The 24133-nt window shown below is 64.3% G+C and carries 22 protein-coding genes; 16 read left to right on the top strand and 6 right to left on the bottom strand.

Annotation, left to right across the window (positions count from 1 at the left end):
* Window positions 1–40 precede the first annotated feature (40 nt).
* The 5 genes from QN239_RS02100 (at window position 41) to QN239_RS02080 (ending at window position 7171) form a co-directional block, all read left to right on the top strand.
* The gene (locus QN239_RS02100) at window positions 41–1234 is read left to right on the top strand and encodes a hypothetical protein (protein WP_499007974.1); all 1194 of its coding nucleotides are present in this window, start codon (window positions 41–43) and stop codon (window positions 1232–1234) included.
* Window positions 1216–2298, top strand: coding sequence for a hypothetical protein (locus QN239_RS02095; RefSeq protein WP_499007972.1), 1083 nt, complete (start codon window positions 1216–1218; stop codon window positions 2296–2298). Before QN239_RS02100 ends, QN239_RS02095 begins: the two co-directional genes overlap by 19 nt.
* 274 nt (window positions 2299–2572) lie before the next feature.
* Window positions 2573–4000: a hypothetical protein gene (locus QN239_RS02090; protein ID WP_499007970.1), complete on the top strand. Its 1428-nt coding sequence runs from the start codon at window positions 2573–2575 to the stop codon at window positions 3998–4000.
* On the top strand, window positions 3997–6609 hold the full coding sequence (locus QN239_RS02085; RefSeq protein ID WP_499007969.1) for a phospholipase D-like domain-containing protein: 2613 nt from the start codon (window positions 3997–3999) through the stop codon (window positions 6607–6609). The genes QN239_RS02090 and QN239_RS02085 overlap by 4 nt, the downstream gene beginning before the upstream one ends.
* Before the next feature lie 343 nt (window positions 6610–6952).
* Complete coding sequence (locus QN239_RS02080) at window positions 6953–7171, top strand: hypothetical protein (protein WP_499007968.1); 219 nt, start codon at window positions 6953–6955, stop codon at window positions 7169–7171.
* 142 nt (window positions 7172–7313) lie between these two features.
* Here the strand turns inward: QN239_RS02080 and QN239_RS02075 are convergent, their stop codons facing one another.
* The gene (locus QN239_RS02075) at window positions 7314–8027 is read right to left on the bottom strand and encodes an SDR family NAD(P)-dependent oxidoreductase (RefSeq protein ID WP_499007966.1); all 714 of its coding nucleotides are present in this window, start codon (window positions 8025–8027) and stop codon (window positions 7314–7316) included.
* Window positions 8028–8138: 111 nt separating this feature from the next.
* On the opposite strand from QN239_RS02075, the gene QN239_RS02070 reads away from it, so the two are divergent.
* The gene (locus QN239_RS02070; protein ID WP_499007965.1) at window positions 8139–8741 is read left to right on the top strand and encodes a TetR/AcrR family transcriptional regulator; all 603 of its coding nucleotides are present in this window, start codon (window positions 8139–8141) and stop codon (window positions 8739–8741) included.
* A gap of 51 nt (window positions 8742–8792) precedes the next feature.
* Here QN239_RS02070 and QN239_RS02065 read toward each other — a convergent pair whose 3' ends face one another.
* Window positions 8793–9788 (bottom strand): AraC family transcriptional regulator, encoded by a 996-nt coding sequence (locus tag QN239_RS02065; protein WP_499007964.1) that lies wholly within the window; start codon window positions 9786–9788, stop codon window positions 8793–8795.
* A gap of 262 nt (window positions 9789–10050) precedes the next feature.
* On the opposite strand from QN239_RS02065, the gene QN239_RS02060 reads away from it, so the two are divergent.
* The 6 genes from QN239_RS02060 to QN239_RS02035 all read left to right on the top strand — a co-directional run bounded on the left by QN239_RS02060 (window position 10051) and on the right by QN239_RS02035 (window position 16496).
* Window positions 10051–10869 (top strand): alpha/beta fold hydrolase, encoded by an 819-nt coding sequence (locus QN239_RS02060; protein WP_499007963.1) that lies wholly within the window; start codon window positions 10051–10053, stop codon window positions 10867–10869.
* A 77-nt stretch (window positions 10870–10946) separates the two neighbouring features.
* The gene (locus tag QN239_RS02055) at window positions 10947–11819 is read left to right on the top strand and encodes an SDR family NAD(P)-dependent oxidoreductase (protein ID WP_499007961.1); all 873 of its coding nucleotides are present in this window, start codon (window positions 10947–10949) and stop codon (window positions 11817–11819) included.
* 8 nt (window positions 11820–11827) lie between these two features.
* A complete protein-coding gene (locus QN239_RS02050) occupies window positions 11828–12301 on the top strand; it encodes a MerR family transcriptional regulator (protein WP_499007960.1) in 474 nt (157 codons plus the stop codon).
* A 497-nt stretch (window positions 12302–12798) separates the two neighbouring features.
* Window positions 12799–14793 (top strand): GIY-YIG nuclease family protein, encoded by a 1995-nt coding sequence (locus QN239_RS02045; RefSeq protein ID WP_499007959.1) that lies wholly within the window; start codon window positions 12799–12801, stop codon window positions 14791–14793.
* Between the two features lie 100 nt (window positions 14794–14893).
* Complete coding sequence (locus QN239_RS02040) at window positions 14894–16036, top strand: leucine-rich repeat domain-containing protein (RefSeq protein ID WP_499007958.1); 1143 nt, start codon at window positions 14894–14896, stop codon at window positions 16034–16036.
* A gap of 115 nt (window positions 16037–16151) precedes the next feature.
* On the top strand, window positions 16152–16496 hold the full coding sequence (locus tag QN239_RS02035; protein WP_499007957.1) for an Imm51 family immunity protein: 345 nt from the start codon (window positions 16152–16154) through the stop codon (window positions 16494–16496).
* A gap of 476 nt (window positions 16497–16972) precedes the next feature.
* Here QN239_RS02035 and QN239_RS02030 read toward each other — a convergent pair whose 3' ends face one another.
* Window positions 16973–17122, bottom strand: a complete 150-nt coding sequence (locus QN239_RS02030; RefSeq protein WP_499007955.1) for a hypothetical protein — start codon at window positions 17120–17122, stop codon at window positions 16973–16975.
* Window positions 17123–17183: 61 nt separating this feature from the next.
* Between QN239_RS02030 and QN239_RS02025 the strand changes: the two genes are divergently transcribed.
* Window positions 17184–17600 (top strand): hypothetical protein, encoded by a 417-nt coding sequence (locus tag QN239_RS02025; RefSeq protein ID WP_499007954.1) that lies wholly within the window; start codon window positions 17184–17186, stop codon window positions 17598–17600.
* 326 nt (window positions 17601–17926) lie between these two features.
* On the opposite strand, the gene QN239_RS02020 is transcribed toward QN239_RS02025, so the two are convergent.
* Complete coding sequence (locus QN239_RS02020) at window positions 17927–18469, bottom strand: GNAT family N-acetyltransferase (protein ID WP_499007953.1); 543 nt, start codon at window positions 18467–18469, stop codon at window positions 17927–17929.
* A gap of 150 nt (window positions 18470–18619) precedes the next feature.
* The gene (locus QN239_RS02015) at window positions 18620–20452 is read right to left on the bottom strand and encodes a fatty acyl-AMP ligase (RefSeq protein WP_499007951.1); all 1833 of its coding nucleotides are present in this window, start codon (window positions 20450–20452) and stop codon (window positions 18620–18622) included.
* A 418-nt stretch (window positions 20453–20870) separates the two neighbouring features.
* On the opposite strand from QN239_RS02015, the gene QN239_RS02010 reads away from it, so the two are divergent.
* Window positions 20871–21320, top strand: coding sequence for an STAS domain-containing protein (locus QN239_RS02010; protein WP_499007949.1), 450 nt, complete (start codon window positions 20871–20873; stop codon window positions 21318–21320).
* A 43-nt stretch (window positions 21321–21363) separates the two neighbouring features.
* Here the strand turns inward: QN239_RS02010 and QN239_RS02005 are convergent, their stop codons facing one another.
* Complete coding sequence (locus QN239_RS02005; protein WP_499007947.1) at window positions 21364–22119, bottom strand: STAS domain-containing protein; 756 nt, start codon at window positions 22117–22119, stop codon at window positions 21364–21366.
* A 190-nt stretch (window positions 22120–22309) separates the two neighbouring features.
* On the opposite strand from QN239_RS02005, the gene QN239_RS02000 reads away from it, so the two are divergent.
* Both QN239_RS02000 and QN239_RS01995 read left to right on the top strand, forming a co-directional pair.
* On the top strand, window positions 22310–23317 hold the full coding sequence (locus tag QN239_RS02000; protein WP_499007946.1) for a helix-turn-helix transcriptional regulator: 1008 nt from the start codon (window positions 22310–22312) through the stop codon (window positions 23315–23317).
* A gap of 35 nt (window positions 23318–23352) precedes the next feature.
* Window positions 23353–24069, top strand: coding sequence for a GAF and ANTAR domain-containing protein (locus QN239_RS01995; RefSeq protein WP_499007945.1), 717 nt, complete (start codon window positions 23353–23355; stop codon window positions 24067–24069).
* Window positions 24070–24133 lie beyond the last annotated feature (64 nt).

The raw sequence follows: 24133 nt of genomic DNA, 5'->3' as shown, positions 1-24133 counted from the left end.
GCTTGCTCTTGATCATTCCTCTGTTAACGGAAGGCTGCTCATGAATGAGCCGGTAGTCACAGGTGATCGGGTTCCTGTGGATGCGATTTACGATTCCCGAATTGACTGCTACTCCGTCATGACCCAGATGGCGATCGGCGATTATCTGCAGGTCGTCGCGAAGCCCCTTGCCAGCCAAGGGGGGATCGAAGGACAACGCGCTGTCCTGGGCACGACAACGGCTCGTCGGATACGAGACCGTATGGTTTCGGACCTTGTAAAGGGGACGGTGTTACCGCCCATAGTCATCGGGGTTGTTGTCGACCAGTCCACATTTAAGGAGTTGCCACCCCCGGACTACGACGCTCTCCGCACAATCTTGACGGGCGTCCCTGGCGAGGCCGTTTCTATCATCGACGGAATGCAGCGCACCGCTGCTCTGCGCGCGGCAAGTGACAAGGATGAGTCGGTTCTCAGCCGGCCGATTCGAGTCGAGTTCTGGTTAACGGAGAGTGTGCGCGCCCTGATCTATCGCATGCTGGTGCTTAACACCGGCCAAGTGCCCTGGACCCTTGATCGTCAGATCGCCGTGGTGTTCGCATCGATGCTTGGAGAACTCCGGGAACGAGTTCCCACGATTGAGAAGCTGATCACCCCGGATGAGCCGGGGCGCAGGGTGGGCCCCGCGCAACTAAGGTTCGACTCGATTGTCGAGATGTACATGGCGTTCTCGTTGCGGAAGGCAACGATAGACACCAAGGAGCAGGTCTCGGACGAGTTCTCCCGGCTGGACTTTGTCGAGAACTTAGACGATGCCAACTTTCAGGATCAGTTCTACGAGGTGCTTCGCATGCTGGTCGATCTCGACAAGGCCTTCGCGCGCGCCACGTCAACTGATGAGGCCGGGCTAAGCGGACGCCAGGTGTTCGACAGGCAACCAGCGCGCATCGGATTCGCTGTTGCGCTTGGGATTAAGATCATCGGCCGTCCGGGCGAGGAACGCGATTCTGAGCAGAAAGCGGCCGCCTTGAATCGGCTGAAGTCCGAGCATGGAGCGTTCCTCGCCAAACTTGAGACGCTGGATGATCAAGACCTCCGCGACTTCCTCCGCCTCGATGTTCTCGAGGAAGTCCTTGATAGGCGCGTCGGTCAAGTCGGGCGCTACGAACGCGGAGTCTTTCAAGAGGCCTTCAAAGTGCTCGTCGATGAGCACTTCGACGTCGTGTCTATGGAGATTTGCTGGCGGGCGGCATAGCAGTGTCACGCAGTGCCGAGGACACCGCAGCCACCATTTTCGGAAAGCTTGGTAAGTACGCCGCCGATCGCGGAACGTCGGTCCCCGACGGAGAACGCTACATTTTTCTCGATGAGACCGAGTACGACGTTCTCGTCGCGTCCAAACGGGTCGCGCACCTGAAGTTCGGACGAGCCCAGGCCGCCGCTCTCATCAAGACACCGGGCGGCGAAGTACTGGCGCTCGCCGGGTTCGATGCCGAGGGGTTGGCCCGGGCGGAGCGGATTCGAGAGGTCGACCTAGCCCCCGGACTCGTGGTCGCGATGCTTGCCGACCTTGAGGTAGACCCATCAGTCAGTCCCGCGCTGGTCCTCAACGTCGTTGGAGCGGGGAGCAAGGCCGACGCCGAATATCAAGGCCATGATGTCGCCGACGTAATGAAGCTCTATCCACCCTTACGCATGTTAGAGATCGACGACGACGTGGCCGGCACACCGAACTTCCATGCCAACGTCCTCGCCGTCTGCGCGAAACAGGGCGCACATGGCAATGGGTGGATCGAACCGGACCTCGCAGAAGAGCTCGCATTGCTCGCGGAGCAGCGGGTTGCCGGCCTTCCGTACGAGTTCCTGACCCGAGCGGTGCTGGACCTCAACCCATCGAATCTGTTTCTGGCTTTGTACCGCTGTCTAGAAGCTACCTATGCATACGCCAAGGCCACGGAATTGGCGAGCACTCTCGGGATAGATGGGTCTTGGGTTGACGTTGCGCGGGCACTTGGCGACACGCTCAGCTGGTACCCACGCCATGATCAGTCGCTGGCCGCAGTGCTCGCGATGCCGACGATTGACGCCACCGACCTCGAAGCCTTGGCCCTCGCGTTCGGCCATGACGCGGACAGTGACACTGCGTCGGTTCGCGTTGCCACGGGGTTGAGGGAGCTACGAAACAGCCTCGTTCACTACGGTCCGACGACCCGGCAAGTAGCCATCCCTACCGACTGGAATGGGTTGTGCGCTCCGCTAGCACGTGTCGTGGCCAGTGTCTTCGCGCACGCGTACGCGGCGCCGGCGCCAGCAGAGTAGTTTTCCAGCCAATTTCGTTGGAATTGCGGGCGCGTCGCGCGTTAAGGGGAGCGTTCCGCATTGCCGATAATCGCGACATACGTCAGGCGGTTCCGCCAAATGCAGCTCGACCTTCTGCCCTGAACTGCGATTCGTGGGCCTGCCGAACGGTCTATGGTTCATAACTTGTTGGGGGTGACCACTGAACGGCGAAACAGCATCCTTGCTTTCGACCGACGGGCCGGCGTGGTCGGCGCCCGGGATGAGCAAGCGAACGAGCCGCTACCCATTGGCCGTGGAAGCGCCCGTTCTGCGCATGGTCAGTGTGTTGGTGCCCGGTATCTCCACGCTGAGCGATAGCGCTCTGCACTTTGCGTTGTACTGGGCGCTTGCTGATCTTGCGTCTGCGCGCGACTCCGACGCCGCCGGTTGCCGAACTTTGATTCGACGTGCGGAGTCGGCCCTCGCCTGGGCATCGCTGATTTCCCCGACGACCGGCGACCGCTCTGGGCCCGGCCACCTACACGGCGCGGACACGGTGCGGAAGCTCCTCGCCGACGGCCTGGCCGACCGTCTGAGCGAAGTCGGTGCGCAAACATACTCGGATCGAGTATCGGGCTTCTGGTCGCAGTACATCGGGCCGGCTACCACTGTCGGTCTCGTGACGACGGACAAGAATGCGCTGCGGGTGGGTCGGCGTCGCTGTCCGGACGCGATCCTGGACATGTTCGCTCCGCTCACAGAGATCATCGCGGCCCGTCCCGTGACCAACGACGATCTTCCGGACATCCTTCCCATCGCGCACGGCGGGCCATCCGCACCGTATGTAGCCCCGCTACGCGAGGTGATGACCGCTAGTGGCGCGGCCGAGTGGACAGGCGATGACCAAACTCGCCGCGCGACACTGCGGATCTTCTGCCGCGCCGTGCAATTGCAGCCCGGACAAAGCGATTGGCGGCGAGTTGCCTATGACGGCATCGCCTATGGCGAGCAGCTGACCAGCGACGTCATCTTCCGGCAGGAGAGTGCCCGGGCCGCGGCATGGCGGGGATTGCTGCTGCGGCACCGGTTCGTGGGAGCCTGGCGACTGTGGTGGGCACGGCTGGTCGATGAGGTGCGTGAAGCACCAGAGCCCGTGCAACGGAACGAACTGCACGACTGGGTGCGTGGACAGATGCCAGAAGGGCAGTTGGACGCATTCCTGGCAGACCTTCCGCCGACGGCGGATGCCGCCGGCCATCCGCGCCCGGCCGAGGACGAACTGGCCGATCGCGGAGAGCTTGAAATAGCTCTGGCCACGTTGCTGTTGGGTGCTCGCCGCTTGGGTGAGCTCCACGGGGAGGCGTTGGCGGCCTTCCGCGGTGGACGGCAGGCGCCACGGCGGGCATACCTCGACCCACTGTGGGTGGGTTCTCGCGCGTCCGAGGCATCACACGAAACGGTGCGGGACTTCGCATCGCTGATCGTCGACGACATGCTCGCGCAATCGCATCGCATTGCTCTGAGCAAGCTCGAGGTCACCGATGGCGGTCGGATCGTGCTCCCGACAAAACTCGCTGAGAGAGAGGGGCGTTACTTCGCGTTGGGAACCGAAAGCGCGGACAACGTCGGATTTCGAGCTGAATCCCTGGGCAGGATCGCTCACCAGCTCGGCATGCTGTCCTCGGATGCCGATGGGGTTACCGTCACCGAAGTGGGTAGTAGCGTGATGGGGCTGCCGTGAGCGAGCGGGTGCGATTCGACTTCTGCTCACCGTTGACACTGCTACGGCAATGGTATGACGCCGGCGCAGCACTGAGCGAAGTGTTGCTCACCGGCTACACCCTGGATCTGTTGTTCGTTGAGCAGCGAGTGATCGCATTGGCTCGGGGCTTGGGCGCACGGGTGACGATTCTCAGCGATGCGCATCACGCCGTTCACGACCCCGTGGACGTGCGGCGCGCCGGCCGCTCTTATCAGCACGCACATGTTGTTTGTACCGGCGCGTTCCACCCGAAGCTCGCAGTCTTCGTCGGTGAGAACGACGTGTGGGTGGCGATCGGCTCGGGCAATCCGACGACCGCCGGGTGGGGCCACAACGACGAACTCTGGATTGTGTTGCGCGGCGGCCGATCACACGGCCCGGCAGCACTCGTCGACCTCGCCGACTGGCTGAGGGATCTCGCCGGCCATCCTGCGGTGCACATGCCGAGCTGGATCGCTGCCGTCGTCACCCAGATCGCGGACATGGTCCGCCCGCAGACGATCGAGAACTCGGCGGTGCGGATTCTCGGCAATCTCGACCGCCCGATCCTCGACCAACTGCCTGAGCTCGCGGTGGATACGTTGGGTGTCAGCGCCCCGTTCCTCGACCCCGATGCCGCGGCCCTCGCCGCCCTGGTCGCTCGACTGCAACCCAAATCGCTAACGGTGGCGCTGCAACCCGAACTCAGCAGCTACGACGGAGGGAAGGTGGCCGCAGCCGCACGCGGCGTCGATCGGGTCGAATTCCGGTGGCTGTCTGAGCAAGGTAAGCGCCTCAGTCACGGAAAGCTCGTCGAGTGGCGGATAGGTGATGCGCTCAGCGCCATGGTGGGCAGCCCGAACCTCAGCCGGGTCGCGCTACTGATCGCCACCCGCCACGGGGGGAACTGCGAACTCGCCGCTGTCAGTTCGGTCACCGATTCGCTGCTGCCCGATGGCGTCGCGGTCGAGGAATCCGAAATTCAGCTCCGCCATACCATCTCGCCCGTCGACAACCGCGCGACCGCAGTCGTCACATTGCTCGGAGCACGGGCCAGCGACATAGGAATCTCCGTCGAAATGATCTGCCGCAAGCCTGCGCGAATCACGATTGAGATGGCATCGACAGCCGCACCAGCACAGTGGCGTCCGTACCACACACTCGAAGTAGCCGAGGGCCGCCATGGCGTCGTCGTTGCAGAGTATCTGGCACCAGAGCCGGCCGGCGCCGCCGTTCGAGCGACGGCCACGATCGGTGATCAGACAGTCACCAGTTCAGTGGTGTTCCTGACCGACACCGCAGCGTGCCTGCCGCGAACCGGCCAGGCCTCGACACCCCGGCTCACACGCGACTACACGACCATCTTCACCGATGACGAGCTGCGAGCCCGGTTCGAGAGCGACCTACTGAACTTGTTGAAGGCCAATGCCGCCCACCGAGCTGCGGCTCCCTCGGGTGCCGCGACCCCGCGCGACGTCGCCGTGGACGACAACGACCGATGGGGGTCCTGGCTCAACGATGTTGAGGTGGCGCTGGGACCGGCACTGACAACGGGACTCTTTCCTACAGCCCTGGCCACTACCCGTACCCCTGACTCGACGTGGGCCGTCGACTCTACGGTCTCCCTGGACGCCGAGGAACCCCCCGACGACGAGCGCGAAGGCGAGGACGAGGCCGTCGAGGACCTCTCGGATCGTCGCCCCCCGCCGGACATCCCCGCGGAACAACGCCAGCGAATGCGGGCTTGGGCGTCACAGTTACGCCGAGCCGTCACCGCGAATCCGGCGCCCGCCGTCGAACTTCGCATGCTGGTATCGCAACTGCACCTCGACTTACTTGCCGCCGGAGTGTGGGGGTCGGACGACGAAGAGTGGGCCGACCAACTCGCCGACGTCCTCATCGCGATGCCACCGACTGCAGTGGATGACCTGCCAGACAGGGTCGAGCCATACGTCGGCGCCCTCGTTGGCGTAGGTTTGGCGCTACTCGCTCAGGACGCCACGCTGCACGGAGGACGGCCGCGGGACATCGTTCTGCAGCGAGCGTGGACAGCGATCGGTGACCGTGCCGCCGACGCCGACCCAGAACTCATCGAGAAATACCTGTATCAGCCAGCGCAGCGTTTCAGCCGTGTCGCAGATTGGCGGGACGTGGAGAGGGTCATCTCGCTGGCAAAGGCGTCCCGGGAAGACCCCTACGCCGAACTTCTCGCCGCCTTCGCGGCTGAAGGGATCGCCGTGGACTTGATAAATGCGGCATGGGTTGCCGATTGCGGGAACCTAGTCCCGAGGCGTTTCGCGGCCCGGATCGCCACACTCGTCGAGCGTCACCAGAAAACCTACGCCGTTGTAGCCCGAGGCGCCCGGGGCAGCTGTGTCCTGCTGTGCCACAACAACACTCTCCTGCTCGCCGAAACACGCTCGCAGATTTGGAGGATCTTCCGGCGGCCATCGCCGCTAAGCACTCCAACGACAATGCTCGCGGAGGGACTACCGGCAGGGAGTAGCTATCCGCGAGGTAAGAGCCCGGAGAAAATGCCTGAAAGCGTTGCACAACTGGCTAATTCAATTGGCGTGAACATCGCGATGGTTCTGGCCGCGCTCGCCTGAACAGTGTCGTGATCCACGCGGGTGCGTGGAATGCGCCGCGAAGCTTGCTGAGCTCAACCGACTGACCCAAAAATCAGGAAAGCCGGCCTCACCACGGAAGTCGGCACGGGTCACCGCGTTGCGCCGAAAGCCTCGAATCCGTGGTCAAGATCCTGCTTCGATTCAGTCGGCACATCCGACTCCGGACCCAGGCTGACTGGCATCGGGGACAGGCCGCGTTCTCTTGCACACCGGCATTGGAATGTCACGACGGCACTCTTGACGTCGATCCCCCTGGACAAACACATCAGCCAGTTCGCCGTCGACCGGGCCGGTATCTAGGAATCGACACAATTTGCGCTGCTTGTTCGACTTCGAGGACGACGTCTCGGACGTGAAGTTTGCGCCAAGCGATAACGGCATGAAGAAGGGCCTCGGGTTCAGTTTCGGCGGCGGCGACGATGGCCGCTATGAGTTCATTGCGTCGAGTGTTCGCGCCGGCTTCGTTGGCGCGGGACACAAGCTGGTCTACGCGCCGGTCGATTGCAAAGGGCCAACTGATAGCCGCCGGCTTGGTTGCTGACTTGGACGCCACAACACGGTCGAACCCGTCCACTTCGCACTCTCCCCCAGTAGCGTCCGGGCGACAGTATCCGAACCGAGTCGTCTTTCACGGTGTGGGGCCGCGCGGTTTCGCTTCTAGAGGAACGACAGCGGGCATTTGCCTACAACGCAAATGCGCGCGGCGGCCCGGTGAGACTCGCCTTCGCGTCGACCGCTATCGGGTCCAGGATCTCGATCTCGTCGGCTTCCAGCCCGTCGAGCGCCAACCGAACGAGATCGGCCGGGTCCATCACGGCGCCGTCAGGGAACTCGATGCCGTGACGCTCTGCGAAGTCGAGAAGGGTCTGCGTGCCGATCAGTCCGGGCACCAGGGCGGCCACCTGAGTCCCTTGCGAGGCAAGTTCGAGTCGCACGCCATTGGTCAAACCCCACTGCGCCGACTTCGCGGCCGCGTAGGCAGTGTTCCCCTCGACAGTGGTCCACGCCGCCGCCGACAGGACGTTGAGGATGGCTCCCCCGCCGTTGCGCGCAAGGATGGGCGCGAAGGCTCGGATCATGGCCAGGGTGCCGTAGTAGTTCGAATCTATCGTTGACCGGATCGCGTCCAGATCTCCGGTGACGAGGTTTCCCCCAGCGGTGTCGGCGGCATTGTTGATCAGGACATCCACATCGCCGGCCAAGGCGGCGACGGCGTCCACCGACGACTGGTCGGTGATGTCCAGACGGACGACCTCTGCACCGGGGACGTCTACCAGTTCTGGGCGACGTGCCGTGGCATAGACCTTGGCTCCGCGGCGCAGCAGTTCCACGGCGAAGTGGTGGCCGATTCCCCGGTTTGTCCCGGTTACCAATGCGGTCGCGCCGCGTAGCTTCATATGTCCTCCAAGGCTTTTCGCGTGCCCAGCGTTAATATGACCACTCGGTCATATTGCTGAATCCAGGTTCGCACAAGATGACCGAGTGGTCAACTTGATACTCTCGACCCAGTGACTACCAGTGATCGACCCACCCGCGCGGACGCAGCACGCAACCGCGCCTTGTTGTTGGCCGCGGCCGAGGACGAGTTCGCCGAACGTGGTGCATCGGCGTCGGTGGCCGATATCGCCCGCCGGGCTGGGGTGGCGAAGGGAACCGTGTTCCGGCACTTCCCGACGAAAGAGGATCTGGTCGCTGCCATTGTCTGCGGGCACATCGCCGTGCTGGCAGAGGCCGCGCGGGGGCTGGCCGACTCGCCGGAAGCGGGCGCCGCGCTCCTGGAGTTCCTGACCATCGCAGCCGACCAACGCCAACGGCACGATCTGACGTTCCTGCAGTCAGCCAGCGCCGGCGACCCGAGGGTCACTGAGGTTCGCGATGTGCTGCACAAGCACCTCGAAACGTTGGTTGACCGAGCGCGCACGTCGGGTGCCATCAGAGCAGACATCACCGAGGCCGACGTCTTCCTCATGATGTGCGCGCCCATCCACATCGTCGAAAACCTCGCAGCCCCACCGCCGCTGCTGTGGCAGCGGTATCTGGCCATCATCTTCGATGGGTTACGAACTGACGGCGCCCATCCGCTGCCGCAACCGGCGCCCGTCGCGCCCTGACCCGACCGCTCTCGCGTCTCTAGTGCATGAAGACGTCTCAGATTTTGACCCTCACGGAATGGGGTGCGGTGGGGAGTTGATGTCTGTGACGTTTTTCCATTGTCTCGGGGGCTGACCGTAGCGGCGGCGGAAGGCCCGACTGAAGGCGGCTTCGGATGAGTAGCCGACCTGGTTGGCGATGGCGGCTACGGGCGAGGTGCTGGTGCGAAGTAGCTCGGCGGCGTGACTGAGCCGACGATCGGCGATGTAGGTCAACGGCGGCCGGCCGAGGAGTCGAGTGAACCGCTGGGCCAGCGCAGTCCGGGAGACGTTGGCGATGCTGGCGAGGTGAGCGACCGACCATGGGTAACTGAGGTCGCGATGGATAGCCGTGAGGACGGTGCTTAGCGCGGGATCCATTGCAGCGGTCAGCCATCCAGCAGTGGTGGGTTGCTGCCGTGACCATTCGCGTAGGACGTGGATGAACAACAGATCCAACAGGCGCGAAATCATCACCGAGGAGCCTGGGCTTGGAGACGTGACCTCGACAAGCAACAGTTGCAGGGTCACCGGCAACCATTCTTGGCCGTGCGGCTGGGCGCTCACGACGATCGCGGAAGGGAGCACCGAAAAGACCGGATTGGCGATGGTGTCGTTGGCGATGAATGTGCCGGTCAGCCACCGCGGCGCCTGGGCGTCGCTGGGTGTGGCGGCATTGGGCGGGCAACGATCAGCATCCTGGGGCGCCCGTGCGCTTATCGGCTGTCCGGCTTGCAGGTGATGGCCATCCCCGCGGGCGCACAGTACGAGATCGCCGGTATTCAAAGGCTGGATCGCAGGCATGCCTGGCGCCTGGATCCGTATCGGGCCTTGTTCGACTATGTGGAACCGGCGGGTACCGGCTGGCAGGGCGATGTTGAAGGGTGCACGCCGGGAGTAGCGGGCGACGGACTGACCCTGAAGCTGCACGATGTGGAGAATTTCCGACAGCGCGTCCTCGGCTTCAGACGATGCCCGCCATTCTGCTGGAGGTGGCGGTTCGGCAAAGTAATCCGACTTTTCGGGCATTGTTCTTCGCCGATCGTACACATAGCATCGGATGAGACCGGCAAATGCTGGCCACCAGACTTTTTCGATCTAAGTCAGAACGGTCTGACGATGAGTTCATCTGCGCCACAACGCAGCACTACATGACTACGTGATCGACGCGCGCCTGATGATCGTTCGGGACTAGCACTTTTACAGACACATTTGCAGATCGTGTAGGCCGACATTGACTGCCTCTCGATCGCGGGAGAGCCCCGCAAAAAGGACGACAGAGGAGCCACCAATGCCAACCATCACCACATCGGACGGCGTCGAGATCTTCTACAAGGACTGGGGCTCTGGCCAGCCGATCGTTTTCAGCCATGGCTGGCCGCTGACGGCTGACGACTGGGACGCCCAAATGATGTTCTTCCTGCACCAGGGCTATCGGGTGATCGCCCATGACCGACGCGGCCACGGCCGATCCGAGCAGGCTTGGACTGGCAATGACATCGAGCACTGGGTGGCCGACCTGGCCACGTTGACCGAACAGCTGGATCTGCGCGACGCGGTCCACATTGGGCACTCCACCGGCGGCGCGGAGGTAGCGCGCTACGTGGCGCGCCACCAGGACCGCGTCGCCAAGGCAGTACTGGTGTCCTCCCCAACGCCGAGCATGGCACGGGCCGAAAACAATCCGGGTGGCCAACCCCCGGAGTGGTTCGAGGCGGTGCGGGCGGGTGTTCTGGGAAATCGGTCGGAGTTCTACCGCGCGGTACCCGAGGGTCCGTTCTACGGATTCAACCGACCTGGGGTTGAACCGTCGGAAGCGGTCATCGCTAACTGGTGGCGGCAGGGCATGTCTGGTAGCGCCCACGCGCACTACGAGACCGTCGTTTCCTGGCTGCAGGACTACACCGAGGATCTGCGGACGATAACCGTTCCCGTTCTGGTGATGCACGGCGACGACGATCAGATTGTTCCGTTCACCAGCGCGGTGCCCAGAGCGGTCGACGTACTTCAGAACGGCGCATTGAAGACGTATGTCGGCTATCCGCACGGCATGCTGACCACGCACGCGGATGTCCTCAACCCCGATCTGCTGGCGTTCATCACGGCCTGAACGCCGCCATCGGCAAGATACGACCCGGCGGGGTTAGGTTTGCGTTCGAGCGCGCTCGAACTCCTAACGTCGCGGGTATGACAACACCGACGCCATCACAGACCTGGATCATCACCGGAGCATCGAAGGGCCTCGGTCGTGCCTTGACCGAGGCTGCCCTTGCCGCGGGAGATCACGTCGTGGCCGCAGTGCGTAACCCCCACAGCATCGCGCATCTGACGAACAGCTATGGCGGCCAAGTCAAATGCGTGGCATTCGACGCTCGAGACACCACCGCGGCCGAGGGCCTCGTCCAGGTGGCGGTCGAAAGCTACGGCCGGTTGGACGTCGTGGTGAACAATGCCGGCCGCGCCATCGTCGGCGCCGCGGAGGAAGTCACCGATACCCAGCTGCGCGACCTGATGGACCTGCACCTGTTCGGTCCCGCCGCCCTGGTGCGCGCGGCGTTGCCGGTCATGCGGGCACAGGGAAGCGGGACGATCGTGCAGATGAGCAGCCAGGGCGGCCGGATGTCCTTCCCGGGAGTCTCGACGTATTCGGCGTCGAAGTTCGCGTTGGAGGGTTGGTCAGAGGCCTTGGCCGGCGAGGTCGCGCCGTTCGGGATCCGCGTGATGTTGGTCGAGCCCAGCCGATTTCGTACAGCCTTCAACGCCGCCGACGTGCTCGACTTCACCGATACCTCAGAGATCTACCGCGAGATACTGGCCGACGTGCGAGCCGATATGTCTGGTGCGGACGGGAACCAGGAAGGCGACCCCGTCAAGGCCGCGCAGATCATCGTCTCCCTGGCCCACTCCGCGGAAGTCCCCCTCCGGCTGCCGCTGGGTGCCGAGGCTGTCGAGCGGCTTACGGGGAGCTACCAACGCGGTCTGGACGGGGTCGACCGGTGGGCTGAACTGGCGCGTAGCGCGGACTTCGCCGACGCCGCCACCTCGGCCCGTCCGATCTAGGATCGGGTATGTCCACCGACGACCTGATGACCAGGGCACTCGCCTCACTCGGCGAGGTCGACGGCCCGATGTCGGTCGAGGTGATCCATCGGCTTGCTGACACCGGTGATCTCAGCGAGCCGATGACCATCGCCGCGGTCGCCGCTCTGCTCGACGTCTCCGCGCACACCCTGCGCTATTACGAACGCGCCGGCCTGGTCGAGGTTGACCGTGACAGCAGCGGGCATCGCAGCTACCGACCCGAGGCAGTGCGCCGACTCGTCTTCCTTACCCGGATGCGGTTGTCCGGCATGGCAATCCGCGATCTGCAGCACTACATATCGCTCGTCGACGGCGGCGATCAAACCGTACCCGAACGCCTCGACATGCTCCTCGAACATCGAGACACCATCCGCCGCCAGATCCGCGAGCTCACCCTCTCCCTCGCCGCCACCGAGTACAAGATCGCCACCTACGGCGGCACCACCGGTGACACCGGCTAACTGCGGATCGGTCAATCATCGCGCCCGGTCCCTGCGGCCCGTGTCAGGTCATTGATCGTCGACTCTTGGCTTCACACTCGGCAGACCGGATGACCGTTCTGGGCGACGGCGGTGAGAAGGCTGATGAGCGGAACGCCATCACTGTGTGCGAGTTCTCCCACCGATCGGCGTGACCGTGCCTCCGCGATCCGTTGCTCGCTGCAGCGTGGGCCGCGTCGGTGAGATGGCTGGGCTCTGCTCATGAAAGGTTGCCCGATAGCCACCACTTTTACGAGATTGACATTCCAGTCACGTATATGTGAGGGTGCGCCATCGAGGTTGTGCTGGGATCTTCCGCATCTGTGACGGGTGAATATGCGCTGCGCAGTATCGGGCGAGATCGCCGAGAGTGTTGCTGTGGGCTAGATCACCGTTCGGTTTTGGGGTTGGTTCCCGACTACACCTTGCAGATGCTCGTCGTAGCTGACGGGCCGGGGATCTGATGTGGGGGAATGATCGTGGGGGATTTTCTGCCGGGTGACCGGTCGGGGTGGAGTATCGGTCGGTGGTGGCAGGTCAGCTTCGCGTTGATCGTCACGGTGGCGCTCACCGTGGGCGGGTTGCACTGGCTTTCTGACCGTGATCGGCCCGGTGCCGGTGCAGGGTCGGTATCGCTGGCTCAAGGATTCGCCGATGCCGCGTTGGCCGCATTCAGTGGATCCACCACCGTCACCGCAACCGATTCGGCGATGACGGCGGGGCAGCGGTCGGCGGGCTTGCCGGCTGACCCCGTTGCCGGGTTGACCTCGAACACTGCGGCGGGGTCGGTGCAGGTGGTACTGCCCGGCGGCCTGGGTGCTGCTCAGCACACCAGCGGTGGGCAGGTGGTCTACCCCGATACTGGTGCCGGGTTCGACATGCTGGCCGAGAACACCGCCACCGGGACCCGCACGGTGGCCCGCATCAACACCGCTGGTGGGGTGCGGATGGTCACCACCTTCGTGCGCACCCCGGCCGATACGGTGATGCTGGCCCACACCAACGGCTACCTGACGATCAACCGGGCCACCACGACCGCCGAGACCGTCGGCATGTTCGCCCCGGCGGAAACCCGCGACGCCACAGGCAAACTCGTCCCGTCGTCGTATGTGGTCAAGAAGGTGGCCCCGCAGCTGTATGTGTTGGCCGAGGTCATCGATCCCCGTCCTGAGACGGTGTGGCCGGTCTTCGTGGACCCGCCGCTGCATGTGGGTGGTTTGGGTGGGGCACCGTTGCCGACCGGATTGTTCGATTCGATCACCTCCACGATCAGCAGTGCTGCCAGCGCAGTGGGGGATGCGGTCACTACTGCCGCCTCGGCCACGGTGGCCGGCGCGCAGACGGTCGGGCGGGTCGTCAAAGCGCATCCGTTGGAATCAGCGATGCTCGTCGGTGGGGTCGCGATGGCCCTGACCGGTGTGGGTGGGCCGGCCGGGGCGGCGATGATCGCTTCCGCTGGGGTCAATATCGCTTCTGCGGGTGTGGATTTCGCTGCCGCGCTCAATCCCGACAATCAGGCCCTCGGTGTCGTGTCGAACGTGCTGGGGGTGGCCTCGATGGTCACCCCACAAGGCGCAGCGAAGGCCGCGGTCAAAGAGGTCGCCGAAAAGGCCACCGAAGAACTGGCCACCCACGCCGATGACCTCGCCAACACCGCCAAGAAGGTCATCGACACCGCCACCGAAGCCCCGACCCCGCCAACACAACTGGCCAACGACATCGCCGGGGCACCGGCTGCAGCTAAACCACCGCTGCCCGGCGTCGACACCCCCAAAATGCCTAACGCGCCACCGGCGAAAACGTCTGATCTTCCGATCGCTACCTCCCCTAAAGCAGGGGGCCCGTGTGAGTGCAACGCGATCACTCCTGAGCCCAAAGGCGGGGTGTATGTCATCTACAACGCCAAGGGGGAACCGAAGTACGTGGGACAGTCGATCCATATCGATGAGCGGCTCAACCAGCACATCAGCGACAGTCTCAAACCCACCACAAAGCCCGGCGCGGCGCGCTACGACCCCGCTGCTGGTGATCGCGCCTACGTGCTGCACCGCACCGATGACCCCGATGCGCTCAACGGGCTCGAACAACACGAGATCGACCGGCACAACACCTACACCACGAAGACCAATCCAAACCCCAAATACAACGGCGTCGGTCTCAACAAGCAGAAGGTGTACCGCGATACGCATCGGAATGCCGGTGTCTATGACGCTGCCCGCGATGCGCACCTGCAGCAATACCAGCGTCCATCCTCGCCGGCTGATCAACGCCAAATCCAGCAGGCCAGTACCCGGCAAAGCACCAACCTGCAGCGCCAGGACGCCCAACGCAGTGCACGCGAGGCCAACCAGACCGGTAGCCGGTCCTCGTCATCGGCGAGCAACAACGGCAGCTCACACAAGTCCTCGGACAACAAGAAGAAGAAACCCAAGAGAAAGAAGAGCAGCCAAAACCATCCGAAACCGAAAGGCTGAGCCGTCCCGTGATGCCACGACGAACCCGGGACGTCACCCCGCCACCAAGTGTCGTGTGTCGGGTGGGACAAGCCCGGAAGCGTAGGTAGGTTTCACACTGATGAGCTTCAACGACACTTACGGGGCCGGGGATGATCTCAGCGTGATCATCGATGACCCCGATGCACTGTTGGCCTGGTTCGAGAAGGCGTCGACAACAGCGGCATCCCGCCGCGCGCAGATCCAGGCCGCTAGTCGCGCGGCACAGGATGAATTCGATGCCGAGCTGGGTCTCCCCGGCTGCGACATCTCCATCAACCAGAACGCGATCGGCGGGATCACGCGCAGTGCCCGGCTGGATTCCCGCGCGGACCTGTCCGATGCGCAGTGGGAACAGTTGGGGGCGTTCATGGCCGCCCACGACATCACCGGGCTGGACACCACGTTCATTCCCCGCACTGACCTGGACTTCCTCCAGTATGTCCCGTTCATCACCGCATTGAACTTCGCCGAGCGAGCGACCAGCATCGAGGGATTGCACTGCCTGTCTGATCAGCTGCAGTGGCTAGCGTGGTCCACGCAACGCAAATACTCCCTGGATGTTTTGCGTCGGTTTCCGCACCTGCGGGTCTTAGCGATCGGGCGCGGTAAAGACTTCGACGTGCTCGCTGAACTGCGCGAGCTGCGCTGGATCAGCGTCAACAACACCGCAATGCCGACCCTCGACGTCCTCACCGGGCTGCCGAACATCCAGCGAGTCACCCTCGGGTCCGGGAAACCACCAGACCTCTCAGCGCTGGCCACCCTGCCCCAGCTGCAGTTCCTCGACATCGGGCAGTGGCGGCAGCTCACCAACACCGACCTGGCAGTACTGAGTGACTGCACCGGATTGCGGGCCCTGGAATTGAGCGGGCTGCCCAGTGTCACGGCGCTGCCTGATCTGTCCCGGCTCACCCACCTACAGGTTGTGGCGATCGAATCGATGAAGTCGTTGGTCGATATCGGCGGTCTCGCCGCCGCGCCTAACCTCACCTGGCTGTGGGCCTATTCCAAAGCCTTCACCAACCAGTCCTTCGCCCCATTCCTGGGCCACCCCACGCTGACATCGCTGGCCCCCGGGGAATCCACCGCCGTCTATAACGCTGTCGCCGAACAGTTCCCCAACCCACCCTTCCCTGGCAAGCGCTACGACAGCGCCTACATCAACTACCGTGCCGCCCTCTACCACCACACCGGCGGGCTTCCCTCAGCGCACACCAGCTGATCCGGGCCGCCCCCGAGGCCGTCTGGAGAAGCTGACGAAACCCCCTGCGCTGCGGCGGAACACGACTCAAACCGGATGTGACCATCCACCACTGGAGACAAGGAGCGCCGAGCTCATGGAACCATTCGAACCATTCGAACTCTTCAAGGGCGACAGCGAAGACGTCGACCACACACTCCTGCTCAACGCAGATGAGTATCTTCCCGTCGAGGACGTCGTGGACGATGCCGGGCACATCGCCAACGGGCATTTCTGGACTGCGGTCGCCCGATACCTGATCAGTCAGCACCAACCAGCCTTAGCCAGCACCATCGAATTCGATCCCGAGGCCGGAACATTCGCCGCCTACGGAGACCGTGACAGCCTCATTCAGCTGCACGCCCTCATGCTCCCCGCGGTCACCGACCCCGACACCATCGCCACACTCATTGACGCCGCGGGGAACGACCTCTTCACGTAACGACCGCCCCATATTCGCGAATCCGTCTCGTTTCTAAAGAACTTTGATGGCTCACTTCTTGTCTCGTTTGGCGTGATCGCGTGTTCGTTGCTGAGTCCTGGCGAATCAGCTGTTGAATGGGGCGCCCCGATCCGGCGCATGAGACATTGCCCAGTGCGCGGTGTTTGACCCGTAACCCCGCGGTCTACCTTTCGGGGCTTCTCCGCTTTCAACACCTTCTTTGGTTAACGGCCACATCGACCATCAGTACGCCGCGTACCGCTTCGCGTTCATTGCTGTGGGCTAGATCACCGTTCGGTTTAGGGGTTGGTTCCCGACTACACCTTGCAGATGCCCGTCGTAGCTGACGGGCGATGTTGATCGATGTAGGGGGAACTGGGTCGTGGGTCGTTGGGGATTTTCTGCCGGGATGGATCATCCCGACATGCCTGGGCGGATCGCGTTTCTATTTGATAAGGATGGTCAATCATGAAATCTCACCCGCGGTCTGCGGTACGTGCCATCAGCACCGCGCTGGTGGTGGTGGCTTTGGCTTCTTGCGGCCAGCCCATTCGGAATGTGTCGTCACCGCCCAGCGACCCTGCCGCGGGCACGTGTCCGGCGGCGACTGCGGACCGCTGGGCCACTGCACCCCCAACGGCGGACGGTCCCGGCGTCCGAGTACCCCAGCCGCCCTCATGGGATTCTGTGCCCGAGTTGATCACCGCCGCTGCACCCATCGTGCTGCGCAACATGAGCCTTCAGCAGGGGAACTACGCGCCAGCGCTCACTGCCGTGGTCGGGGACTCTACGAATCAAAAGACGCCACAACTTCTGCTGGACGGCAGTTACAAGGCCCTCACCAAGAACCGCATCAACCCCCAGCTCAAGAGCCAGCAGAACACCGTCGTATGCGGGTACCCCGCCCTCACCCTCAACTACACCGTGGATGCGGCGCCAGGCGGTCCCACTCGAACCGTGACCGCGCTCGTCATTGCCCCCACAGTCGGCGCCAAGCTTTATACCGTGGCCGTCACCAGTGTGACCACCCAGCCCAACGACCCGACGTATCAACGTGATTCACAAGCCATGCTGAACGGCACCCAAGTCCTAGCACCCACGTGAACGTTCGGTTTGTCAAAACAACGGTGGCAGCGGCTCGGCGCTCAAACACGGCGCCTGCCTTGGGTGAGGTGACCGTGTCTCGCTAGGCGCAGGCCTGGCGGCGTGAACTTGGCATGACTGGGGGTGAGGTCGTGGTAGTCGGGCTTCGGCAACATCGCCAATCGGCAACGCCTGCCCATCGGCAGCAACAGCCCCCGGCGTTGTCGTGGTGTTCGAGACGGGTCGGGAATGCGGGTGATCGTGCGTCCACCCGCGCCGTTGTTCTCGGCGATCGCAGCGTTCGGAAACGGAACCGAGAAATCAAGTTCTTGAGTCCTTGATGCCGGCTACCAGAGATCGCCGAGCCGCCAATCGCAGATCAGCGGCAACGAGGCCGAGAACCGATCGGCGCCATCGGCCGTCGCCAAGAGGAAGATCCGATCATCGGGGTGGTAGGTGTCGACCACCCCGTCGGGAGTGTCCCCTTGAGTGTGCCCCGTCCAGGGCATCCAGCCCCGTGCCGCGTAGAACGGTGCCGCACTCTCGACCGCATTGAGGGCGCCCAGTTGGTGCTGAGCGCGGATGATCGATTCCGCGTGGTCCATGACGACACGCCCCAGCCCACGGCCTTGTTGGTCGGAGCGAACGGCAACGCTTTCCACGTAGCCGGTGGCGAAGGCCTCGCCGTCGTAGCGCAGGGTGCGAGTCACCACCGACGCATGAGCCAACAGCGCATCATCCTCGGTGATCAGCACGTGTACGCCATCAACGCCGTGCAACCAGTCATGTGTTCGGAAGGTGTCCCCGAAAGCCGCCCGAACCAGCGCCTCGGCGGAAGCCAAATCTTGTTGCGTCAGCTCACCAGGCTCGGCGATCACCACATCAATCATCACGCCAGAATGACACGCCGACAACACGATTCTTGGGGACGACGCGCTGTCGAACGCCAGTCGCCTGAACAACCACCGACGTCAACGGGTTCAGCAAAGCTGACCCACCATGATCACCGGGACCGTGTACCCGGCCCGACACAGTCGTGCCTAGCGGTCGAACTTGCCGGCCAAATACTCTGTCCGGCAGGCATTTCGGGCCAGCTTGCCCGACGTCGTGCGCGGGATGACCCCGGCGGCGACCATCTGTATGTCGGCCACGCGCACCTGGTGATTCCGTGACACCGCCGCACGGATCGCGTCCACGATGGGGCCGGGCTCGGCCCGGCCCGACCCGGCGGCGCGTTCGGCGACGATGACGAGTTCCTCGCTGGCACTGCCGGGCACCGAGAATGCGGCGACGTAACCGGAGCGGACGGCGGGGGAGGCGGCGCTCACCGTGGTTTCGATATCGGTGGGGTAGTGGTTGCGGCCGTCGACGATGATCATGTCTTTGATCCGGCCGGTGAGGTACAGCTCCCCGTCCAGATAGACGCCGAGATCGCCTGTGGCAAGCCATAATCCATTGTCGGGGACATCGTCGGCGTGGCTGTCGTTGCGCAGCCGGGTCTGCAACTTGTTGCCGAACACACGCAGGGTCTCCTCGGCCCGGCCGAAGTAGCCGCGCCCGACATTGTTGCCGTGCAGCCAGATCTCACCGACGGTCCCGTCGGGAAGCTCTTCGCCGTCGGGGCTGGCGATCACCGCCCACTGATTGGGGATCGGCTGACCACAGGACACATGGGCCACCGCACCGTCGGCGCCGGCATCCACGACCACGGCACGCCCGGCGTTGAGCTCGGCGCGGTCCAGGTAGACCGCCTCGGCTGCCGCAGACGGGGCGATGCTGGCCACCGACAGGGTGGCTTCGGCCATACCGTAGGACGGTTTGATCGCGGTGACGGGCAGCCCGTAGGGCGCGAATGCCGCGGTGAACTTCTCGATGGACGACAGCGTCACGGGCTCTGAGCCGTTGAGGAGGGTGACCACGTTGGTGAGGTCCAGGTCGTCACCGCTGGGCGGCAGGCCCCGTTCGGCGGCCAAATCGAAGGCGAAGTTGGGAGCCGCGGCGAAGGTGCGCCCGTGGGCGGACTCGATGCCGAGCGCCTTGATCCAACGGTAGGGCCGGCGGACGAAGGCCATCGGGTCCATCAGGGTGATGTGCGCGCCGCACAGCGCCGGGAACATGATCATGATCAGTCCCATGTCGTGGTAGAGCGGCAGCCAGCTGACACTGCGCACGCCCATATCCAGATCGCCGGCCAGGACCATCTGCAGCACGTTGGTACAGACGTTGCGGTGGGTGATCTCCACACCGGCGGGCGTACGGGTGGATCCCGAGGTGTACTGCAGGTAGGCGACGTCGTCGGTCTCCAGCGGGACCGGCGTGAAGGTCTGCGCGACGGTGTCGGGCACGGCGTCCACGGCGATCATCCGGGGACGTTCGGCGGCGGGCAGGGTACGCAGGAAGTTGCGTACGGCCTCCGACCCGGCGGTGGTGGTCAGCACCACGGTGGGTTTGGCATCGGCGAGCACCGCCGCCAGCCGTTCGGTGTGTCCGGCCAGGGCCGGGGCGAACAGCGGCACCGCGATATTGCCTGCATGGATCGCCGCGAAGAACGCCGCCACGTAGTCCACGCCCTGGGGGGCCAGGATCGCGACGCGGTCACCGCGGGTGGTGACCTGTTGCAACCGGGCGCCGACCGCGCCGACCTTGGCCCACATCCCGTTCCAGCTGAGCTCGATCGCGCGGCCGTCGGTGCCCTGGGTGTAGTCCAGGAACCGGTACGCCGGCGCGTCGCCGTAAGCCTCGCGATTGCGGTCCAGAAAAGAGGTCAGCGTGATGCCGTCGGGTATGACGATGGTGCCGTCTGGCCGGACGTATTCTTCGATACTCGGCACGGCAGATTCAACGATCTTGGCACTCAACGCTTCCCGACCCATAGCACAAATATAGTAGCAGCGCTAACTATTCGGTGAATCGTGGAGTGATGGGAGTTCTCACTCCGGTGCCGTTCTGTGACGTACAGCGCATAGCGATGAAGCGTACCGCCGCCTGCGGCAATGCCCGACGGCGTGCGTGCCGAGGCTATTCGTTTCGTGGACATCGCGGCCGCGCATCTGTCGCGCTGTGCCACTCGCGGCAAACCATTGGGCGCCATGGGCTCTGTGCGCACGCCAGTTCAGCCCCGTCGATGGTCGGTAGTCCGCAAACCGAAGACCTTCGGGCGGGGATCGCCTTCTGTGTGATAGCTCACTAGCCTGAACAAAGTTGAAACAACAGCTTGCTCGAAACCACATGGAGTGTGGACCGGCGGCTGTACGGCGGCGGCCGGGCATCCCGAGAGTGAGGAAGTTGCCCATGGCGTCGACTCGGAACCGGACCGGCAACCTTTTTCGGCCTCCCCGCCGCGGGGATACCGCGCTGACGGTGGCGACCCGGTGGTACGACCCGGCGGTCATCGTGACGACCATCGCCGGCGTCGTCGATGCGGCGAATGTCGACACCCTCGTCGACGTGGTGTTGGACCGGGCCATGCTGTGCTGCTCGTTGATCGTCGACCTACGCGATGTCACTGATATGTCCATATCCGGACTTGAGGCGCTGCTTCTCCTGCACGAGCGCTGCGAGATCGCGGACACCAGGTGGACGATCATCCCCTCGGACGCGGTCCAGCGGCTATTGCATCGGTTCGACACCACCGGCATGGTGCCGACGACGACGTGTCTGGAAGACGCGTTCGCCGCCGCAGAACTACATGTGCCCATCATGCAGGTGGCAGGCGCCGGCGACGAGGGCCGGATCGCCTGAACCGGTCGTCGAAAACCCGTGCTGCACAGCACCATCCGGGCGCTTACAAAGCGTTCTCGGGACCGAACACGGCCCAGACCGTCTTACCGGCCCGCTTGGGTGTGCATCCCCAGGACCGGCTCAATGCGGCGACGACCGCCAGGCCTGAGACCGGGTTGGTGCCATGAGTGGCGTCTTCTCTGCGCTGGGCGCGCACTCGGCTGGTGTCCTCGACGGCGACCGCGACCAGCTCTCCGTCGTACTCGATGGTGAGCCGTGGTGCCGAATTCGTATGCAGGAGAGTATTTTCCACCAGTTCGGATGCCACGGTGGCGGCCGCGGAGATCATCGCCGGGCAGGACCAAGCCGTCAGCCAGCGATGCACCAGGCGCCGCGCCCAGGCCGCGCTGAGTACCGTCGCGGGCAGCCGGGTGCAGGCCCGCTGCCTGCGCGGCCGTCTCTGGGCCACGCAGGCTCGGCGGGCCTCCTCCAGGCTGCGGTACACGGGCACCTGCCGGGTGATGCCCCTGCCGCGCAGCGCGTCACGGACGGCGGAGTCCGGGCACACCAGCATCAGCGGAACGTTAGGCCACGTGTGGACGTGCCAGTATGCGCTGGTGATCGCAGACCACGCCGTCGTCGCGGGCACGTCGAGGGCGCTGACGTCGACGATGACCGCCCGCGGCTCCTCGAGCGCGGCATCGATCACGCTGTCGCGCAACGTCACATACGAAGTCCCGTCGAGGGTCCCGGCGCAGCTCAACAGAGACTCACCGCACGCCCCGCGTACGGGTCCGTCCACCTGAATCGACGCGGTCACCAGTCCACGCGCTGACGGCCGCCCACTCTCATATCCGCTGGGCTACCCCTTGTCCGGGCGGTGGAAACGGTATCGGTGCGGCGGCGGTATGCTGGCGACGTCTGGCTGAGCAAGAGCCGTCCCGATCCTTCGGCGCCCCTGTGTGCGCGGATCGGTGTCAACTGGCCCATCTTGGCAGAGCGGACAGATCGTGAAATCAATCCCCGACGTGGATACCACGGCACCGCCATCTGCGCCGATCCTTCGGCACGGTGACGGCCGGCGCGGGTCCGGGGGATGGCTGATCGAATTCGGCGCCGCCGACTGGGACGCGGAACGGACCTATCTCGACGCGACATATGGGAGGGCCCTGTCCATCGACGGCCTCGGTCCGGGCAGTTCGGTCCGGCACCGGTACGGCACGGCCAGTGGGTTCACGGTGGACGAGGTGAGCCTTCGGCGCGGTGTCCGGCTGGTCGCCCGGCCCGGGACCGGCGTGTTGATCGCCCTCGCGGTGGACGGCGCCGTGCAGTTGGGGGACACCGAACTCGGACCCGGCGAGTCGGTCCTGGCGGATGAGCGGCGCGGCTGGACCGCCACGGCGCGCTCGGGCACCGTCGTGCTGATCATGCTCGAGGCGTGGCTGATTCAGCGAGCCGCGGATGAACGGGGTGCGTCAGGACTGCTCACGATGCGCAACCTGCACCCCCGACCGGTGGTGCAGCAGTTGGACGAAGCCTGGCAACGCAGCGTGCACTACGTCGTGGAGATGATGGACGCGCGGGCGCCGCGCGCTCTCGTCGATGCCGGCGGCCAGGTACTCGCCGCCGCGGTGCTCGCCTGCTTCGCGCCACCTCCCGCACCGCCCACGCCGGGGGGCGCGCACGTCGGGGATCTGCCCACGCCGTTGCGGCGCGCCATGGCTTTCATCGCGGCCGGCGCGCGCGAGATGATCGGCGTCAACGAGATCGCCGAAGCGGTGCACCTGTCGCCGCGGGCCGTCCAGTACCTGTTTCGTAAGCACCTCGACGAAACCCCGACCGAACACCTACGTCGGGTGCGGCTCCAGCGCGCCCACCTGGACCTGCTCGCGGCCGACCGAAGCAGCAGCACGGTGTCCGAGGTGGCGCGGCGCTGGGGATTCGGCCATACCGGACGTTTTGCGGTCCTCTACCGGGAGACTTATGGAGTCAGCCCGCATATGACATTGCGAAGTTAGTGAGAAGGTGTGCAGATGACGGAGAAGACGGCGCGGTGACGCACAGCTACGACGACGCCCTCAGGACGGCCATGGCGGACCTGGCCGGCACCGCCGAGGACGCCCGCAAGCCGATCGAACGCACCCTGTCCGAATTGACCGAGGCCGCGGTGGCGCTCATCGAGGGCGTGGACTGTGCCGGCGTGCTGCTGATCAAAGACGGTGAATTCTCCTCGCTCGCAGGTACATCGGATGTCGCGAGAGCACTCGACCACGCGCAGCGCGATACCGGGGAGGGTCCCTGTGTCGATGCGGCGGAGCGCGATGTCATCGTGCGGTGCAACGATCTGCGCAAGGACTCTCGCTGGCCGCGCTTCAGTGAGGTCGCGATATCCACCGGTGTGCTCAGCGTGATGTCGTTCCGGTTGTACACCAAGGGTGTGGACAGCGGTGCGCTGAATCTGTTCGGTTTCGGAACCGGCTCGTTCACCGCCGAACCCGAGGCTCTGGGCGCCATGCTGGCCACGCACGCGGCCATCTCCCTGGTGGCGGCCAACCGGCAGCAGCAGTTCGACTCGGCGCTGGCCAGCCGGGACCTGATCGGGCAGGCCAAGGGCATCATCATGGAACGTTTCGACGTCGACGCGGTCCGGGCCTTCGAGCTGTTGCGCCGGGTGTCGCAGGAGTCCAACACGCCGGTGAAGGTGATCGCGGCCCGACTGGCCGAGCGCAATTCGACCGACAACGACGGGTCGGTCGTCGGGTCGGTTTGAGACTCCTCGCCAGCGGGCAATCCTGAGCTGGGCGCACCATCGGGGTGCACCGCATCGACAGGAG

The organism is Mycolicibacterium sp. Y3, from assembly GCF_051188035.1.
Classification (GTDB): Bacteria; Actinomycetota; Actinomycetes; order Mycobacteriales; family Mycobacteriaceae; genus Mycobacterium; species Mycobacterium fluoranthenivorans.
Note: the sequence above shows the minus strand (reverse complement) of the source record. Positions and strands in the feature narration are given on the sequence as shown.

What these genes read in the sequence shown, in the direction of transcription:
- QN239_RS02100 (WP_499007974.1), top strand. Translation starts at nt 41, where the DNA reads ATGAATGAGCCGGTAGTCACAGGTGATCGGGTTCCTGTGGATGCGATT.
- QN239_RS02075 (WP_499007966.1), bottom strand. Translation starts at nt 8,027, where the DNA reads ATGAAGCTACGCGGCGCGACCGCATTGGTAACCGGGACAAACCGGGGA.
- QN239_RS02065 (WP_499007964.1), bottom strand. Translation starts at nt 9,788, where the DNA reads ATGCCCGAAAAGTCGGATTACTTTGCCGAACCGCCACCTCCAGCAGAA.
- QN239_RS02060 (WP_499007963.1), top strand. Translation starts at nt 10,051, where the DNA reads ATGCCAACCATCACCACATCGGACGGCGTCGAGATCTTCTACAAGGAC.
- QN239_RS02055 (WP_499007961.1), top strand. Translation starts at nt 10,947, where the DNA reads ATGACAACACCGACGCCATCACAGACCTGGATCATCACCGGAGCATCG.
- QN239_RS02050 (WP_499007960.1), top strand. Translation starts at nt 11,828, where the DNA reads ATGTCCACCGACGACCTGATGACCAGGGCACTCGCCTCACTCGGCGAG.
- QN239_RS02040 (WP_499007958.1), top strand. Translation starts at nt 14,894, where the DNA reads ATGAGCTTCAACGACACTTACGGGGCCGGGGATGATCTCAGCGTGATC.
- QN239_RS02035 (WP_499007957.1), top strand. Translation starts at nt 16,152, where the DNA reads ATGGAACCATTCGAACCATTCGAACTCTTCAAGGGCGACAGCGAAGAC.
- QN239_RS02020 (WP_499007953.1), bottom strand. Translation starts at nt 18,469, where the DNA reads ATGATTGATGTGGTGATCGCCGAGCCTGGTGAGCTGACGCAACAAGAT.
- QN239_RS02015 (WP_499007951.1), bottom strand. Translation starts at nt 20,452, where the DNA reads ATGGGTCGGGAAGCGTTGAGTGCCAAGATCGTTGAATCTGCCGTGCCG.
- QN239_RS02010 (WP_499007949.1), top strand. Translation starts at nt 20,871, where the DNA reads ATGGCGTCGACTCGGAACCGGACCGGCAACCTTTTTCGGCCTCCCCGC.